At 66.8% G+C, this 15682-nt stretch carries 12 protein-coding genes; 9 read left to right on the plus strand and 3 right to left on the minus strand.

The features are described from left to right. Position 1: 1 nt before the first annotated feature. A complete protein-coding gene (locus tag K368_RS0103115; protein ID WP_027171115.1) occupies positions 2-904 on the minus strand; it encodes a DNA-binding response regulator in 903 nt (300 codons plus the stop codon). After that, complete coding sequence (locus tag K368_RS0103120) at positions 897-4331, minus strand: ATP-binding protein (RefSeq protein WP_027171116.1); 3435 nt, start codon at positions 4329-4331, stop codon at positions 897-899. The genes K368_RS0103115 and K368_RS0103120 overlap by 8 nt, the downstream gene beginning before the upstream one ends. A 339-nt stretch (positions 4332-4670) precedes the next feature. Here K368_RS0103120 and urtA point away from each other — a divergent pair, with 339 nt between their 5' ends. The 9 genes from urtA to K368_RS0103165 all read left to right on the plus strand — a co-directional run bounded on the left by urtA (position 4671) and on the right by K368_RS0103165 (position 13899). Further along, positions 4671-5930 (plus strand): urea ABC transporter substrate-binding protein, encoded by a 1260-nt coding sequence (urtA, locus tag K368_RS0103125; RefSeq protein ID WP_027171117.1) that lies wholly within the window; start codon positions 4671-4673, stop codon positions 5928-5930. Positions 5931-6164: 234 nt separating this feature from the next. After that, positions 6165-7091 carry an urea ABC transporter permease subunit UrtB gene (gene urtB / locus K368_RS0103130; protein ID WP_027171118.1) on the plus strand — a complete coding sequence of 309 codons (927 nt, stop codon included), beginning with the start codon at positions 6165-6167 and terminating at the stop codon, positions 7089-7091. A 13-nt stretch (positions 7092-7104) separates the two neighbouring features. Next, on the plus strand, positions 7105-8271 hold the full coding sequence (gene urtC / locus K368_RS0103135; RefSeq protein ID WP_027171119.1) for an urea ABC transporter permease subunit UrtC: 1167 nt from the start codon (positions 7105-7107) through the stop codon (positions 8269-8271). 12 nt (positions 8272-8283) lie between these two features. After that, positions 8284-9069 carry an urea ABC transporter ATP-binding protein UrtD gene (urtD, locus tag K368_RS0103140; protein WP_018041704.1) on the plus strand — a complete coding sequence of 262 codons (786 nt, stop codon included), beginning with the start codon at positions 8284-8286 and terminating at the stop codon, positions 9067-9069. A gap of 77 nt (positions 9070-9146) precedes the next feature. Continuing rightward, complete coding sequence (gene urtE, locus K368_RS0103145; RefSeq protein ID WP_027171120.1) at positions 9147-9836, plus strand: urea ABC transporter ATP-binding subunit UrtE; 690 nt, start codon at positions 9147-9149, stop codon at positions 9834-9836. 53 nt (positions 9837-9889) lie between these two features. Beyond that, on the plus strand, positions 9890-10906 hold the full coding sequence (locus tag K368_RS0103150) for an alpha/beta fold hydrolase (protein WP_027171121.1): 1017 nt from the start codon (positions 9890-9892) through the stop codon (positions 10904-10906). Positions 10907-11021: 115 nt separating this feature from the next. Beyond that, complete coding sequence (gene fmdA, locus K368_RS0103155) at positions 11022-12251, plus strand: formamidase (RefSeq protein ID WP_027171122.1); 1230 nt, start codon at positions 11022-11024, stop codon at positions 12249-12251. A 232-nt stretch (positions 12252-12483) separates the two neighbouring features. Then, entirely contained in the window at positions 12484-12801 is a 318-nt protein-coding gene (locus tag K368_RS0103160; protein WP_027171123.1) for a zinc ribbon domain-containing protein, read from the plus strand. 69 nt (positions 12802-12870) lie between these two features. After that, complete coding sequence (locus K368_RS0103165; RefSeq protein ID WP_027171124.1) at positions 12871-13899, plus strand: aliphatic amidase; 1029 nt, start codon at positions 12871-12873, stop codon at positions 13897-13899. Between the two features lie 58 nt (positions 13900-13957). Here the strand turns inward: K368_RS0103165 and K368_RS0103170 are convergent, their stop codons facing one another. Beyond that, on the minus strand, positions 13958-15658 hold the full coding sequence (locus tag K368_RS0103170; protein WP_027171125.1) for an HWE histidine kinase domain-containing protein: 1701 nt from the start codon (positions 15656-15658) through the stop codon (positions 13958-13960). Positions 15659-15682 lie beyond the last annotated feature (24 nt).

Consider the following 15682-nt stretch of genomic DNA (forward strand, 5'->3'; position numbering starts at 1 on the left):
ATCAGGCCTGATCGTCGATGTAGCGGGAGGCGATCATCGAGGCGGCGGTGCGGTTCTCCACGCCGAGCTTGGCGTAGATGCTTTCCAGATGCTTCGTCACCGTGCGCGGCGACAGGCCGAGGATTTCGCCGATGTCGCGGCTCGCCTTGCCCCGCGACAGCCAGAACAGCACGTCGGCCTCGCGGGCGGTGATCGGCAGGTTGCCGCGCAGGCGCTCGATGCCGCTGGCGGAGGCGTCGCGGGAGAGGCGCAGCAGTACCTCGTCGCCGGTGGTGCCGATGAGGCTGAGGCTGTGGGCGGCCCCCTCCGCATCCAGGAGGAGGACGGCGGCGGCATTGCCCCCCTTGAGCTGCTCGGCGAGCCAGGCGCGGCCGGTCTCCGGCAGGCGCGCACCCCCGTCGCCGAGCTTGGCCAGCACGCGGGCGGCCTGCGGCGTGCTCCAGAGGACGACACCCTGTCGGTCCACCGCGAAGAGCGTGCGGCCCGTGGTGTCGAGAGCGGCGCGCGCGCTCTGGGCCGCCCGCGCGCTCGCCAGATGCACGCGGATGCGGGCCAGGATCTCGTCCGGGGCGATGGGCTTGGTGACGTAATCGCTGCCGCCCGCCTCCAGGCCCTTCACGATATGCTCGGTCTCGGAGAGGCCGGTCATGAAGATCACCGGCACCAGGGCGAGGTCGCTGCGCGCCTTCAGGCGGCGGCAGGTCTCGAACCCGTCCATGCCGGGCATCATCGCATCGAGCAGGATGATGTCGGGGGTGATCTCCTCCACCAGCGCCAAGGCGAGATCGCCGGCCACCGCCACCAGGACGGTGGCGCCGGAGCGCTCGATCGCCTCGGTGAGGAAGCTCAGGGTCTCGGGGGAATCGTCCACGACGAGGACGATGTCGCGCTGCATCTCAGCCATCGCGCATCCCTTCGAGGACGCGCACGTAGCGCCGGAGATCGTAGGAGGCGACGAGGCCGCGCATCTGCGCGGCGATCTCGGCTGGGATGGCGGCGTGGCCTTCGAGCTCGGTGAGCTTGGCCTCGATGCCGCGGACATGGCCGATCCGGCCGAGGCGGATCAGCTCGGCGATGTGGTCCTGGCGCAGGGAGGCCCCGCCGTTCCCGCTCCCCGGGGAGGCCTTCGCCGCGGCGGCGGGGAGCGGGGCGGGCTGGCCCAGGGCCAGCAGCCGCTCGATGCGCTCCAGGAAATCGCGCAGGTCGAAGGGTTTGGGGATGATCTCGTCATGCGGGGCGTCGTCGCCCCGGATCGGGCTGATCTCGTGGACGTTGGCGGACATGATGGCGATGCGGGACGAGAGCCCGGCATCGCGCAGGGCCTTGGCCACGGCCCAGCCGCTCATCCCCGGCATGGCGATGTCGAGGAGGATGATGTCGGGCCGCCGCTCCATCGCCTGCGCCAGGCAATGCGGCCCGTCGGGGGATTCCAGCACGACGAGGCCGAGGGGTTCGAGCACGTCGCGCATGAGCGCACGATGCGCGGAATCGTCGTCGGCCACCAGGACCACGCGGGGCGGCCCGTCATGGGCCGGCTTGGCCCGTCGATGGCCGCCGACGGGCTCGGGCGCCTCCACGGGCCTGGGACCGGTCGGCCGATGCATCGAGGCGAGCATGAGCCGGAGGCTGAAGCAGGTGCCGCGTCCGACCTCGCTCGTGACGGTGATCTCGCCGCCCATCACCTGGGCGAGGAGATGGGCGATGGTGAGCCCGAGCCCCGTACCGGGCGTATTGCGCGCGGCCGGCAGCGAGCCGCGCTCGAAGGGTCCGAAGATCCGCTGGAGGTCGCCCTCGGGGATGCCGAGGCCGCTGTCGCGGATCGAGAACACCGCCACCTGGCTGCGATAGCTCATCTCCAGGGAGACCCAGCCGGTTTCGGTGAACTTGATCGCGTTGGAGAGGAGGTTGAGGAGAATCTGGCGCAGGCGCTTCTCGTCCGCCGCCACCACGGCCGGCAGCATGGGCGGGCGCGAGAATCGGAATTCGAGGCCGGCGGCGTTGGCCTGGAGCCGGACCATGTCGACGATCTGGTCCAGGAAATCCACGAGGCGGAACTCGTTGCGGTGGATCTGGAGACGCCCCGCCTCCATGCGGGAAATGTCGAGGAGCCCGTCGATCAGGCCCGACAGGTGCTGGGCGCTGCGCCGGATGACGCGGATGCCGTTGCGGCGGGCCATGGGGATGTCGTCGTCGCCCTCCAGCAATTGCGCGTAGCCGAGGACGGCGTTGAGCGGGGTGCGCAGTTCGTGGCTCATGCCCACCACGTAGCGGCTCTTGGCGAGGTTGGCGGCCTCCGCCGTCTCCTTGGCCTGCTGCAGCTTGGCGTCGGTGATCTTGTGGGCCTCGATCTCGGCCTCGTAGAGGGCGGTCTGGCGGGCGGTCTCCTCCTGCGCCACGCGGCGGCTCTCCTGGGCGAGGACGAACAGCCAGGCGACGATGCCGAGGATCACCACGAGGATGAAGAACACGCTGGTCAGCGCCGCGCGCAGGGTCTCGCCGTGCTCGGGCTGGGCAGTGGCGATGCCGGCATGGACGATCCCGAGGATCAGCCCGATCACCGACACCAGCGTGACCATCAGCGCGAGGTAGCGCCCGAGCGGCGCCCCGATCCAGGCGGCGGTCTTGGCCGGCATGATCCGGGTCAAGGCGCTCTGGGCCTGGGCCTCCAGGCGGCCATGCGGCTTGCACAGGTCGCCGCAGCGGGCGTCCAGCGAGCAGCAGAGCGAGCAGATCGGCCCGGCATAGGCCGGGCAATGGGCCATGTCCTCCCCCTCGAACGGGTGCTCGCAGACGGTGCACTGGATCTCCGGGCGGCCGCCCCAATCGGCGATGGCGGGCCTCGCCAGATAGTAGCGCCCGCCGGTGGCGAAGGCGATGGCGGGGGCCGCGGCGAAGGCGGTGACGAGGGAGAGCAGCGGCGCGAAGTTCTGGAGTCCCGCGCCGAGCAGGCCCGCATGGGCGAGGAAGCCGGCGAGCAGCGCCAGGGCCGAGGCGCCGGTGCCCACCGGATTCACGGCATAGAGATGCGCCCGCTTGAACTCGATGCCCGGCGGCGACAGGCCGAGAGGCTTGTTGACGGCGAGATCCGCCGAGAGCGCGCCGACCCAGGCCGACACCACCACCGCATAGAGCGAGAGCGTGCTGGCGAGGGTCTTGTCGATGCCGAGCTCCATCAGCAGCAGCGCGATGGCGACGTTGAAGACGAGCCAGACCACGCGCCCGGGATGGCTGTGGGTGAGGCGCGAGAAGAAGTTCGACCAGGCGATCGAGCCGGCATAGGCGTTGGTGACGTTGATCTTGAGCTGCGAGATCACCACGAACAGGCCGGTGAGGAGCACCGCCCCCTCCCGCGACGGCATGACGGTGCCGAAGGCGACCACGTACATCTGCGTCGGCTCGGCCGCCTGTTCGTGCGGCACGCCCTGCCCCAGGGCCAGCACCGCCAGGAAGGCGCCGAGCATGATCTTGAACATGCCGGGCAGGATCCAGCCCGCCCCGGCCCCGAGCACGGCGAGCCACCAACGCGGATTGCTCCCCGATTCGGATGTCTCGGCCGGCGGCACGAAGCGGAGGAAATCCACCTGCTCGCCGATCTGGGCCAACAGCGCGAGGAGGATGCCGGACGCGAGGCCGAACTGGGCGAGGTCGAAGCCCGAGACCGGGTAGCCCAGGACCGTGGAGATCGAGCCGACCGCTTCCGAGGCTCCCGGATAGGACAGGAGGTTGCCGAAGGCGGGACCGCCCTTCCACGCGATGAAGCCGAGCGGCAGCAGGTTGAGCCCGATCCAGAGCGGCTGCGTCCAGATCTGGAACCGGCTGATCAGGCTGATCCCGTAGACGACGAGGGGAATCACCACCACCGCGCTCACGACGTAGCCGATCCCCAGCGGCAGGCCGAGGCAGAGCTGCAGCGCCAGAGCCATGATCGACGCCTCGATGGCGAAGAACAGGAAGGTGAAGCTCGCATAGATCAGCGAGGTGATGGTGGAGCCGAGATAGCCGAAGCCGGCCCCGCGGGTGAGGAGATCGATGTCGACGCCGTAGCGCGCGGCATAGAGGCTGATCGGCACGGCGGTGGCGAAGATCAGCACGCCCACGAACAGCACCGCCGTCACCGTGTTGGTGAAGCCGGTGGCCAGAACCAGGGTGCCGCCGATCGCCTCCAGCGCCAGGAACGAGAGCGACCCCAGCGCCGTCTGCGCCACCTGCAGGCTCGACCAGCGCCGCGCCTTCTTGGCGGTGAAGCGAAGTGCGTAATCCTCGAGCGTCTCGTCCGCGACGAAGCGGTTATAGGCTCGCCGGATCGGGGGAATCTGCTGGCGGCCGCTCATGGGGTCGTTCAGTCTGCCCGGTCGGCGTCACGTGTGAGAAAGGCCGGCCCGCATGCGGTCGCGGGCAAACGTCGGTCATTGAGCAATCCCCGTGCCGCGGGGCCGGGAGACATTGGTACACCAGGAGAGCCGCGTCGAGGCCTCCCTTCACAGGGAAGGCATGCCCCGCACGGGGAAAATCGTTCTCCGGGGCGCGCGGGAGGCGAGGCGCGCAGCCTCCCTCCCTACGCAAAACAGCGTATATGCTGCGCCGCGCCATCCCGCCTAGCTTCCGCCATCCGCAACGGCCCGCCTTATGCAGGAGCCGGCGGGATATCTCGTGGAAGGGGTTCACGCACGATGGCAGCCGACAACGAGCACGGACCGCACTCGGCCCTGCGTCGCAAACTTCTGATGGGTCTGGCGAGCATTCCAGCCATGGCCATGATGCCGCGCAGCGCCTTTGCTGCGGCCCCTCCGACCTCGGCGGTGAACACCACCGGGCTCGCGGTGACCGATACCGAAGTCACCGTCGGCATCCTCCACTCGGCCACCGGCACGATGGCGATCTCCGAGACCGGCTCGATCCAGGCGGAGAAGCTAGCCATCGCCCAGATCAACGAGATGGGCGGCGTGCTGGGCCGCAAGATCAAGGTCATCCAGGAGGACGGCGCCTCCGACTGGCCGACCTTCGCCGAGAAGGCCAAGAAGCTCCTCGTCAACGACCATTGCGCCGCCGTGATGGGCTGCTGGACCTCGGCCTCGCGCAAGGCGGCCCTGCCGGTCTTCGAACAGTATAACGGGCTCCTGTACTACCCGACCTTCTACGAGGGCCTGGAGCAGTCCAAGAACGTCATCTATACCGGCCAGGAAGCCACGCAGCAGATCCTCGAATCGCTGAACTGGGTCACCAAGGAGAAGGGCGCCAAGACGTTCTTCTTCATCGGCTCGGACTACATCTGGCCGCGCACCTCGAACAAGATCGCCCGCAAGCACATCGAGAACGTGCTCAAGACCAAGGTCGTCGGCGAGGAATATTTCCCGCTGGGCCACACGCAGTTCAACTCGGTGATCAACAAGATCAAGCTCACCAAGCCCGACGTGATCTTCACCGACGTCGTCGGCGGCTCGAACGTGGCGTTCTACAAGCAGCTCAAGGCAGCGGGCATCGATCTCTCCAAGCAGACCCTGCTGACCATCTCCGTGACGGAAGACGAGATCGACGGCATCGGCGGCGACAACATCGCAGGCGCCTATTCCTGCATGAAGTACTTCCAGTCGCTCAAGAATGCGAACAACGAGAAGTTCGTCGCCGCCTTCCACAAGATGTGGGGCGAGAAGACCGTCATCGGCGACGTGACCCAGGCCGCCTATCTCGGCCCGTTCCTGTGGAAGATGGCCTGCGAGAAGGCCGGCTCCTTCGATGTGGACAAGGTGGTCGCGGCCTCCGCCGACATCGAGTTCAAGGAAGCCCCCGAGGGCTACGTGAAGATCCACCCGAACCATCACCTCTGGTCGAAGACCCGCGTCGCCAAGGCCCTGCCCAGCGGCCAGTTCGAGATCGTCTACGAGAGCCCCGCGCTGATCGAGCCGAACCCCTTCCCCAAGGGCTACCAGTAGGACCAAGCCACCCGCCATAGCAGGACGAGTTCCAGCCGTGGCGCGGGTCCCCTCTTCCGGAGGGAGAGGGACAGGGTGAGGTGTGTGACCTTTGCGGATGTGGACCACACCTCACCCCAACCCTCTCCTTCGAGGAGAGGGCGCCGGCTGCAAAGCTTTCGTCCGCTTGGCGCCAGCACACAAACGGCCTGATGCTTGCAAAGCAGACGTCGGATTCTTCGGAAGGTCGAAAACATGCTCGGTGACTATTCCCTCGGAGATCTCGGCGCGATCTTCGCGATGCAGGGCTTCGCCGGACTGATCCTGTTCTCGGTCTACGTACTGATGGCCCTCGGCCTCGCGGTCATCTTCGGCCAGATGGGCGTGATCAACATGGCGCACGGGGAGTTCATGATCCTCGGCGCCTACGTCACCTACCTGTGCTCGACCTTCTTCCAGACGCACTTGCCCGGCCTGTTCGGCATCTACTTCTTCGTGGCGATGATCCTGGCCTTCCTGGCCTCGGGCGCCCTCGGGATGATCGTCGAATGGACGCTCATCCGCCATCTCTACAAGCGCCCCCTCGACACGCTGCTCGCCACCTGGGGCCTGTCGCTGATCCTGCAGCAATCCTACCGAACCATCTTCGGAGCCCGCGAGGTCGGCGTCGAGCTGCCGTCCTGGCTCATCGGCTCGGTCCAGGTCACCGACACGATCGAGGTGCCGATCAACGGCCTGTTCGTGATGGCGATCACCACTCTCATCACCGTCGGCGTCGGCCTGCTGATGTACCGCTCGCGCTTCGGCCAGCAGGTGCGCGCGGTGATGCAGAACCGCCCCATGGCCGGCGCCGTCGGCATCGATACCGAGAAGGTGGATCGCTACACGTTCGGCCTCGGCTGCGGCATCGCCGGCGTGGCGGGCTCGGCCTTCACCATGATCGGCTCCACCGGGCCGACCTCGGGCCAGCTCTACATCGTCGACACCTTCCTGATCGTGGTCTTCGGCGGCGCGGCCAGCCTGCTCGGCACCATCGCCTCGGCCTTCTCGATCTCGCAGACCCAGTCGACCCTCGAATTCTTCCTGTCCGGCTCCACCGCCAAGGTCCTGACGCTGCTCGCCGTCGTCGGGATCCTGATGGTCCGCCCGCAGGGTCTGTTCACCCTCAAGGTCCGGCGCTGAGGAGGCCCTCCCGATGACAAGCCCCGTCCAGACCCTGTCGAAGTCGCTCACCGTGAACGACAACCCGTTCATGAAGCCGATGGAGTGGGTGAGCCTCGCGCTGCTCGCCGCCTTCATCCTCATCGTCCTGCCGGCGACCCTCGACGCGTTCCGCCTCAACCTGGTGGGCAAGTACCTCACCTACGCCTTCGTGGCGCTCGGCCTCGTCATGTGCTGGGGCTATGCCGGCATCCTGTCTCTGGGCCAGGGCGTGTTCTTCGGGCTCGGCGGCTATTGCATGGCCATGTACCTGAAGCTCGAAGCCTCCAGCGTCGAGAACACCAAGATCCAGTCGACGCCGGGCATCCCGGACTTCATGGACTGGAACCAGATCACCGAACTCCCCCTGATGTGGAAGCCGTTCCAGAGCCTGCCGCTGACGCTGATCCTCGTCGTGGCCGTGCCGGTCTTCTTCGCCTTCGTCATCGGCTTCGCGATGTTCACCCGCCGGGTCGGCGGCACCTACTTCGCCATCATCACCCAGGCCATCGCCGCCATCCTGACGATCCTCATCGTCGGCCAGCAGGGCTACACCGGCGGCATCAACGGCATCACAGATCTGCGCACTTTGCACGGCTGGGACATCCGCACCGACAGCGCGAAGTTCATTCTCTACTTCCTCAACGGCGGGCTGCTCATCGGCTGCATCCTGGCGGCGCAATACGTGAAGAAGGCCAAGCTCGGGCGCATCCTCCTCGCCATGCGCGACAAGGAGGACCGGGTCCGGTTCTCGGGTTATTCCGTGGCCGGGTTCAAGGTCTTCGCCTTCTGCCTCGCGGCCGGATTCGCCGCCATCGGCGGGGCGATGTTCACCCTGCAGGTCGGTTTCATGTCGCCGTCCTTCGTCGGCATCGTGCCCTCCATCGAGATGGTGATCTACGCCGCCGTCGGCGGGCGCCTGTCCCTGTTCGGCGCGGTGTGGGGCACGCTCCTGGTCAACTGGGCCAAGACCACCTTCTCGGAGAGCTTCCCCGAACTCTGGCTCTTCGGCCTCGGCGCCCTGTTCATCGCCGTCGTGCTCGCCTTCCCCAACGGTCTCGCCGGCATCTACCGCAGCTACGTCGAGCCGCGCCTGACCCGCAAGGTGAAGGCCCTGGCGCCGGTGGGTGCGCCCGTCCCCCACGGCACCCCCGCCGAATAGGAGCGCCCTGAGATGAACGCCGCCATCCTGAGCTCGCCGATCATCGGCGAATCCCCCGACGCGAAGGATTTCCTCCTCTCGGTGGAAGCCCTCACCGTCTCCTTCGACGGCTTCAAGGCGGTGAACGACGTGTCGTTCTACGTCGATCCCAACGAGATCCGCGTCATCATCGGCCCCAACGGCGCCGGCAAGACCACGGTGCTGGACCTGATCTGCGGGCGGACCAAGGCCAGCGCCGGCTCGATCAAGTTCAAGGGCCAGGAACTCACCAAGATCTCGGAGAGCGCCATCGTCCAGGCCGGCGTCGGCCGCAAGTTCCAGACGCCGTCGATCTACGACGACCTCACCGTGTTCGAGAACCTCGAGATCTCGTTCCCGCGCGGTCGCACGGTCTGGGGCGCGCTGACCTTCAAGCGCGATGCCGAGGTCCGCGACCGTATCCACGAAGTCGCGACCATGATCTTCCTCAAGGATCAGCTCAAGGAGCGGGCGGAATTCCTCAGCCACGGCCAGAAGCAGTGGCTCGAGATCGGCATGCTGCTGATCCAGGACCCGGAACTGCTCATGCTCGACGAGCCGGTGGCCGGCATGAGCGTCGGCGAGCGCATCAAGACCGCCGAACTCCTCAACCAGATCATCGTCGGCCGCTCGGTGCTCGTCATTGAGCACGACATGAAGTTCGTCGAGGACATCGCCCACCGGGTCACCGTGCTGCACCAGGGCAAGGTGCTCTCCGAAGGCTCGATGGAGCGGGTGAAGAACGACCCGAAGGTCATCGAAGTCTATCTCGGCCACTGAACAGGACCGGCGCCATGCTTCAGACCAGCTCCGCCACGGCCACCCTCCCGCCGGCGCCCGCCCTCGGGGCTCAGCCAATGCTGGCGATCCGCGACCTGCACTCGGCCTACGGCCAGAGCGAGGTGCTGCACGGCCTCGACATCAGCATTGCGCCGGGCGAGATCGTCGCCGTGATGGGCCGCAACGGCATGGGCAAGACCACGCTGATGAAGACCCTGATGGGGATCGTTCCGGTGAAGTCCGGCACCATCACCGTCGACGGTCGGGACATCACCGCCCTCAAGAGCCACCAGCGCGTGGCGGCCGGCCTCGCCTACGTGCCGCAGGGCCGGATGATCTTCTCGGCCATGACGGTGCAGGAGAACATCGAGACCGGCCTGACCGTCACCAGGGAGCGCAAGGTTCCGCAGGACCTCTACACGATGTTCCCGGTCCTGCTGGAGATGAAGGGCCGGCGCGGCGGCAACCTCTCCGGCGGTCAGCAGCAGCAGCTCGCCATTGCACGGGCGCTGGCCAGCCGGCCGAAGGTGCTCCTCCTCGACGAACCGACGGAGGGCATCCAGCCCTCGATCATCCGCGAGATGGGGCGTACCCTGAAGAAGATCCGCGACGAGCGCGGCCTCTCCATCGTCGTCTCGGAGCAGGTGCTGAGCTTCGCCCTCGACGTCGCCGACCGGGTGCTGGTCATCGAGAACGGCAACATCGTCCACGAGGCGATGCGGGCCGATATCGACGAGGCGCAGGTCGCCCGCTTCCTCTCGGTCTGATTGCCGGGGGAGCATCCGCCCGCCGTTCCGCAACACAGCTCCAGGCAGCCCCCATGGCGGATTACGAGATCTTCGAGCTCGGCGACCACGTGCTCCAATGCGGCAAGACGCTGCGCGGGGCCAAGCTCGCCTTCAAGACCTTCGGCACGCTCAACGCGGCCAAGGACAACGCCATCGTCTATCCGACGTGGTATTCGGGCCAGCACACGGAGAACGAATGGCTGATCGGGCCCGGCATGGCGCTCGATCCGGACAAGTACTTCATCATCATCCCGAACATGTTCGGCAACGGGCTCTCATCCTCGCCGAGCAACACGCCCGCCCCCTGGGACGGGCCGCGCTTTCCCAACGTCACGGCCTACGACAACGTCGTGGCCCAGCACCGCCTCGTCACCGAGCATTTCGGCATCGAGAAGCTGGTGCTGGTGACCGGCTGGTCGATGGGTGCGCTCCAGACCTACCATTGGGGTGCGCTCTATCCCGACATGGTCCCGCGTATCCTGCCGTTTCAGGGTTCGGCCAAGTGTTCGCGGCACAACTTCGTCTTCCTCGAAGGGGCGAAGGCAGCCCTGCAGGCCGATGCCGCCTATGCGGAGGGCTGGTACACGTCGCCACCGAACAAGGGACTGCGCGCCTTCGGCCGGGTCTATGCCGGCTGGGGCCTGTCTCAGACCTTCTACCGGATCGAGGCCGACCTGACCCATATGGGCTACGCGTCGCTGGAGGATTTCCTCGTCGGATTCTGGGAAGGCCTGTTCTACACCCGCGATGCCAACGATCTGCTGGCCATGCTCTGGACCTGGCAGAACGGCGATATCGGGGCCAACCCGGTCTTCAAGGGCGATACCAAGGCCGCCCTCGCCGCGATCCGCGCCAAGGCGATCCTGATGCCGGCCTCCACCGACCTGTACTTCCCGCCGGAGGACAATCGGATCGAGGCGGAATCGATGCCGAACGCCGAATTGCGGGTGATCGAGACCTGGTGGGGCCATTTCGCCGGCGGCCCAGGCACCAGCCCCGACGACATCGCCACGCTGGACGCAGCCCTGAAAGAGCTGCTCGCGAGCTGACAAGCCGGGCCGCGCCGTCAAGGGCGCCGCCGGCCATCGTCCACGGCCCGCCGGATGATCCGGCCGGCCCAAACGGGGCGCACGCCCCGGTCACGCCAGAGGGAGTCGAACAACGATGGCTGAGACCCTGATCAAGGTCGACCTGACGCAGTCGGCCTACGACAACGACATGGTCCACAACCGCTGGCACCCGGACATTCCGATGGTGGCCATGGTCAAGCCCGGCGACGACTTCATCGTCGAGACCTATGACTGGACCGGCGGCTTCATCAAGAACAACGATTCCGCCGACGACGTGCGCGACATCGACCTGTCGATCGTCCACTTCCTCTCCGGCCCCATCGGCGTCGAGGGCGCCGAGCCCGGCGATCTCCTCGTGGTCGATCTCCTCGACATCGGCGCCAAGCCCGAGAGCCAGTGGGGCTTCAACGGCTTCTTTTCCAAGAAGAACGGCGGCGGCTTCCTCGACGAACACTTCCCCCAGGCGCAGAAGTCGATCTGGGACTTCGAGGGCATGTTCACGAAGTCGCGCCACATCCCCGGCGTGCGCTTCCCCGGCCTGATCCATCCGGGGCTGATCGGCTGCCTGCCCGACCCGAAAATGCTGGAGACCTGGAACACCCGCGAGAAGGCGCTCTACGACACCAATCCCGGCCGGGTGCCGGCGCTCGCCACCCTCCCCTTCGGCCCCACCGCCCATATGGGCCGGCTCCAGGGCGAGGCGAAGGACAAGGCGGCGGCGGAGGGCGCCCGCACGGTGCCGGGCCGCGAGCATGGCGGCAATTGCGACATCAAGGATCTGTCGCGCGGCTCCAAGATCTACTTCCCCGTCTACGTACCGGGCGCGGGCCTTTCCATGGGCGACCTGCATTTCAGCCAGGGCGACGGCGAGATCACCTTCTGCGGAGCCATCGAGATGGCGGGCTGGGTCCATCTCAAGGTCAGCCTGATCAAGGACGGCATGTCGAAATACGGGATCAAGAACCCGATCTTCAAGCCGTCGCCGATGACGCCAAAGTTCGACGACCACCTCATCTTCGAGGGAATCTCCGTCGACGAATACGGCAAGCAGCATTACCTCGACGTGACCGTGGCCTACCGACAGGCCTGCCTCAACGCCATCGAATACCTGAAGAAGTTCGGCTATTCGGGCGCACAGGCCTACTCGATCCTCGGCACCGCCCCGGTCCAAGGCCACATCTCCGGCGTCGTCGACATCCCCAACGCCTGCGCCACGCTGTGGATTCCGACGAAGATCTTCGACTTCGACATCAATCCGGGTGCCGACGGGCCGATCAAGCATATCGACGGCTCGATCCAGATGCCGCTCTCGCCGGATCTTTGAGAGGCGGTTCTGCCCTTCAGTCAAGCGCGTCCCCCTCCCCCTTGTGGGGAGGGGTTAGGGGTGGGGGTGGCTCCGCCAGCCTCCAGAGTTCGAGGGTCACCCAACCACCCCCACCCTCGATCCCTCCCCACAAGGGGGAGGGAAGGCGCGCGATGCATGAGACCGACAGCCCTTGAGGGGGAGTACGTTGCCCCCGTCGCGTCGCCCATTGTCGATCCTTCGAGAGGCCCCCATGCCCGTCTACGACTATTCCTGCGAGGGCTGCGGCCCGTTCACGGTGCTGCGCCCCATGGCGCAGTTCAAGGATCCGCATGACTGCCCCGATTGCGGGTCGTCCTGCGGCCGCGCCTTCCTCACCGCGCCGAACCTCGCCTCCATGGATGCGGGCCGGCGCAAGGCGCATGCGGTCAACGAGCGGAGCGCGCACGCGCCCCGCAAGTCATCGGGCCACGGAGCCGGCTGCGGCTGCTGCTCGGGTGCTTCGAAAACCAAGCAACCGGCGGCCGCGAAAAGCTTCCCCAACGCGCGGCCGTGGATGATCAGCCACTGACGGCTGGGCGCCTACCCCTCTCCCCGCCGGGCGGGGAGAGGACGTCGGACACAACAGGAGAACCCACCGATGATGCACGGCGACATTTCCTCGAGCAACGACAGCGTCGGCGTCGCGGTCGTCAACTACAAGATGCCGCGTCTCCACACGAAGGCGGAAGTCTTGGAGAACACGCGAACAATCGCCGACATGGTGGTGGGCATGAAGTCCGGCCTGCCCGGCATGGACCTCGTCATCTTCCCAGAATACTCGACCCACGGCATCATGTATGACGGCAAGGAGATGTACGAGACCGCCTCCGCCGTGCCCGGCGAGGAGACGGCGATCTTCGCCGAGGCCTGCCGGAAGGCGAAGGTTTGGGGCGTGTTCTCGCTCACCGGCGAGCGCCATGAGGAGCATCCGAACAAGGCGCCCTACAACACCCTCATCCTCATGAACGATCAGGGCGAGATCGTGCAGAAATACCGCAAGATCATGCCCTGGACCCCGATCGAGGGCTGGTATCCGGGCGATTGCACCTATGTCTCGGACGGGCCGAAGGGCCTCAAGATCAGCCTCATCATCTGCGACGACGGCAATTACCCCGAGATCTGGCGCGACTGCGCCATGCGGGGCGCCGAGCTCATCATCCGCTGCCAGGGCTACATGTATCCGGCCAAGGAGCAGCAGATCCTGATGTCGAAAGCGATGGCGTTCGCCAACAACACCTATGTCGCCGTGGCCAATGCGGCCGGTTTCGACGGCGTCTATAGCTATTTCGGGCATTCGGCGATCATCGGCTTCGACGGCCGGACCCTGGGCGAATGCGGCACCGAGGAAATGGGCGTTCAATATGCCGCGCTCTCGAAGTTCCTCATCCGCGATGCCCGCGCCAACATGCAGTCGGAGAACCACCTCTTCAAGCTGCTGCACCGTGGCTATACGGGCATGATCAACTCCAAGGAGAACGAGCCCGGCAAGGCCGATTGTCCCTACGACTTCTATCGCCGCTGGATCGAGGACCCGGCCGGCACCCGCGAGGCGGTCCGCGCCATCACCCGCCCCGATCTCGGCACACCGGAATGCCCGATCGAGGGCATCCCCAACGCCGCCAAGTAGGGTTTCGCGAAGACAAAGCCTCGATGAGTTCGACTCATCGAGGCTTTGTATCGAAAGATCAGTGGAAGCGGACCGGCGGCGCGGTCTCGATGGGGACGTCGATGCGGCAACGCAGGCCTTCGGCTTGGAAATCGAGCTCGACCGAGCCCGCGAGTTCGCGGGCGATGCCGCCGGTGATGAGCCGGGTGCCGAAGCCGCGGCGCTTCGGCTGCGCCACGGCCGGGCCGCCGCGCTCCCGCCACTCGATTTCCAGGCGGCGCCCGCCCATGCCGTCCTCGGTGACACGCCAGATCACCGACAGGCGGCCCCGAGTACCGGAGAGGGCACCGTATTTCGCCGCGTTGGTGGTGAGTTCGTGGGCGGTCATGCCCAGGGCCAGCACGTAGCGCGGCGGCAGGTCGATATCGGGACCGTCGAGCTCCATGTGGTCGGCCGAACTGCGGTAGGGGCTGAGCTCGTTCTCGAGCACGGCCCGGAGCGGCGCGCCGGTCCAGTCGTCGCGGGTCAGGAGATCGTGGGTCTTCGACAAAGCAAGGATGCGGCCCTCGAGCTGCGCCGCCTGCTCCTCGCCGCCGCGTGATTGCCGGGCGAGGGACTGGACCGTGGCGAGGGTGTTCTTCACCCTGTGATTCAGCTCGTGCATCATCGTCACCTGCTGCTCCTGTAGGGTGCGCGTGCGCTCGAGTTCGGCCCGCAGACCATCCTCGTGCGTCTCCAGCGTGGCGGCCATGGCGTCGAAGGCCTGGCCGAGCTGGCCGAACTCGGAGCGGCCCGTCAGGCCCGACCGGGCGAAGAGCTGGCCGGAGCGCCAGGCACGGGACGCTTTCAACAGGCGCCGCACCGGCTTGCGGATGAAGACGCGGCCGCCGATGAGCGCCGCGACGATGGCGACGAGCGTCCCGAGGAAGATCAGGATCACGCCGCGCCGGGTCGCCGCGTCGATGTCGGCGAAGGCGGTGTCACGGGCGAGGCCCACGGCGACGGTCATCCCGTCGAGGGCGCCATCGGGACGGACCACACCGGTGATGCGGCGGGTTCCGTTGAGACCGGGCATCTCGATGGCGCTTCCCAGGGCGTTGGCCTTGCTCAGGCCGGACGCGAAGGCCGCCGGCATCGCTTGGCCGACCCAGGAGCCGAGATCGGGGTTCTGGACGATGATCGTGCCGCTGCGGTCGATCACCGTCACGGCGGCGTCCTTGGGCAGCCCGGCATGGGCCAGCCTCTCCCCGAGCCATGCGGGATCGAAGCCGAAGATGAGCAGGCCGGACGATCTGTCGCCGGAATTACGGATCGGATAGGCGAACTGGATGGTGGGAACCCGGCTGCCGCGACCGACCACGTATTCGCCGATCACCGGGACGCCGGACTGCATCGCCTTCTGGAAATACGTTCGGTCGGCGATGGAATAGGCGCCCTGCTCCATTCCCAGGCTGTTGCAGACGAGCTGCCCCTTCGCATCCGCGACAATGAGGATCGTCGCCCCCGAAAGCTTGCGGATGATGGAGCGCAGGAAGCTGGTGCAGCCCGCCGCGTCCTGATCGCGGATGAACGGCGCCTCCGCGAGAATGTCGAGGAGCTGGCGCATCCCGCCGGCGAATTGGGTGAGATCTTCGGCCACCGCACTGGCGTTGCGCAGGGCCGAGGCCGTGACGGCATCCTCGCGGGCGCTGCGCAGGGCGTGCTCGTTGAAGCTCTGGACCGCGATGGCGGGGACGAGGGCGAGCACGACCAGCGCGACGATACGGGAGGTGAGCGTCATGACAAGAGGTCGGCCCAGGGGAAC

The organism is Methylobacterium sp. 10, assembly GCF_000519085.1.
Taxonomy (GTDB): Bacteria; Pseudomonadota; Alphaproteobacteria; order Rhizobiales; family Beijerinckiaceae; genus Methylobacterium.

Excerpts from the sequence above, each read along its gene's own strand:
- K368_RS0103115 (WP_027171115.1), bottom strand. The coding sequence starts at position 904 with ATGGCTGAGATGCAGCGCGACATCGTCCTCGTCGTGGACGATTCCCCC.
- K368_RS0103120 (WP_027171116.1), bottom strand. The coding sequence starts at position 4,331 with ATGAGCGGCCGCCAGCAGATTCCCCCGATCCGGCGAGCCTATAACCGC.
- urtA (WP_027171117.1), top strand. The coding sequence starts at position 4,671 with ATGGCAGCCGACAACGAGCACGGACCGCACTCGGCCCTGCGTCGCAAA.
- urtB (WP_027171118.1), top strand. The coding sequence starts at position 6,165 with ATGCTCGGTGACTATTCCCTCGGAGATCTCGGCGCGATCTTCGCGATG.
- urtC (WP_027171119.1), top strand. The coding sequence starts at position 7,105 with ATGACAAGCCCCGTCCAGACCCTGTCGAAGTCGCTCACCGTGAACGAC.
- urtD (WP_018041704.1), top strand. The coding sequence starts at position 8,284 with ATGAACGCCGCCATCCTGAGCTCGCCGATCATCGGCGAATCCCCCGAC.
- urtE (WP_027171120.1), top strand. The coding sequence starts at position 9,147 with ATGCTGGCGATCCGCGACCTGCACTCGGCCTACGGCCAGAGCGAGGTG.
- K368_RS0103150 (WP_027171121.1), top strand. The coding sequence starts at position 9,890 with ATGGCGGATTACGAGATCTTCGAGCTCGGCGACCACGTGCTCCAATGC.
- fmdA (WP_027171122.1), top strand. The coding sequence starts at position 11,022 with ATGGCTGAGACCCTGATCAAGGTCGACCTGACGCAGTCGGCCTACGAC.
- K368_RS0103160 (WP_027171123.1), top strand. The coding sequence starts at position 12,484 with ATGCCCGTCTACGACTATTCCTGCGAGGGCTGCGGCCCGTTCACGGTG.
- K368_RS0103165 (WP_027171124.1), top strand. The coding sequence starts at position 12,871 with ATGATGCACGGCGACATTTCCTCGAGCAACGACAGCGTCGGCGTCGCG.
- K368_RS0103170 (WP_027171125.1), bottom strand. The coding sequence starts at position 15,658 with ATGACGCTCACCTCCCGTATCGTCGCGCTGGTCGTGCTCGCCCTCGTC.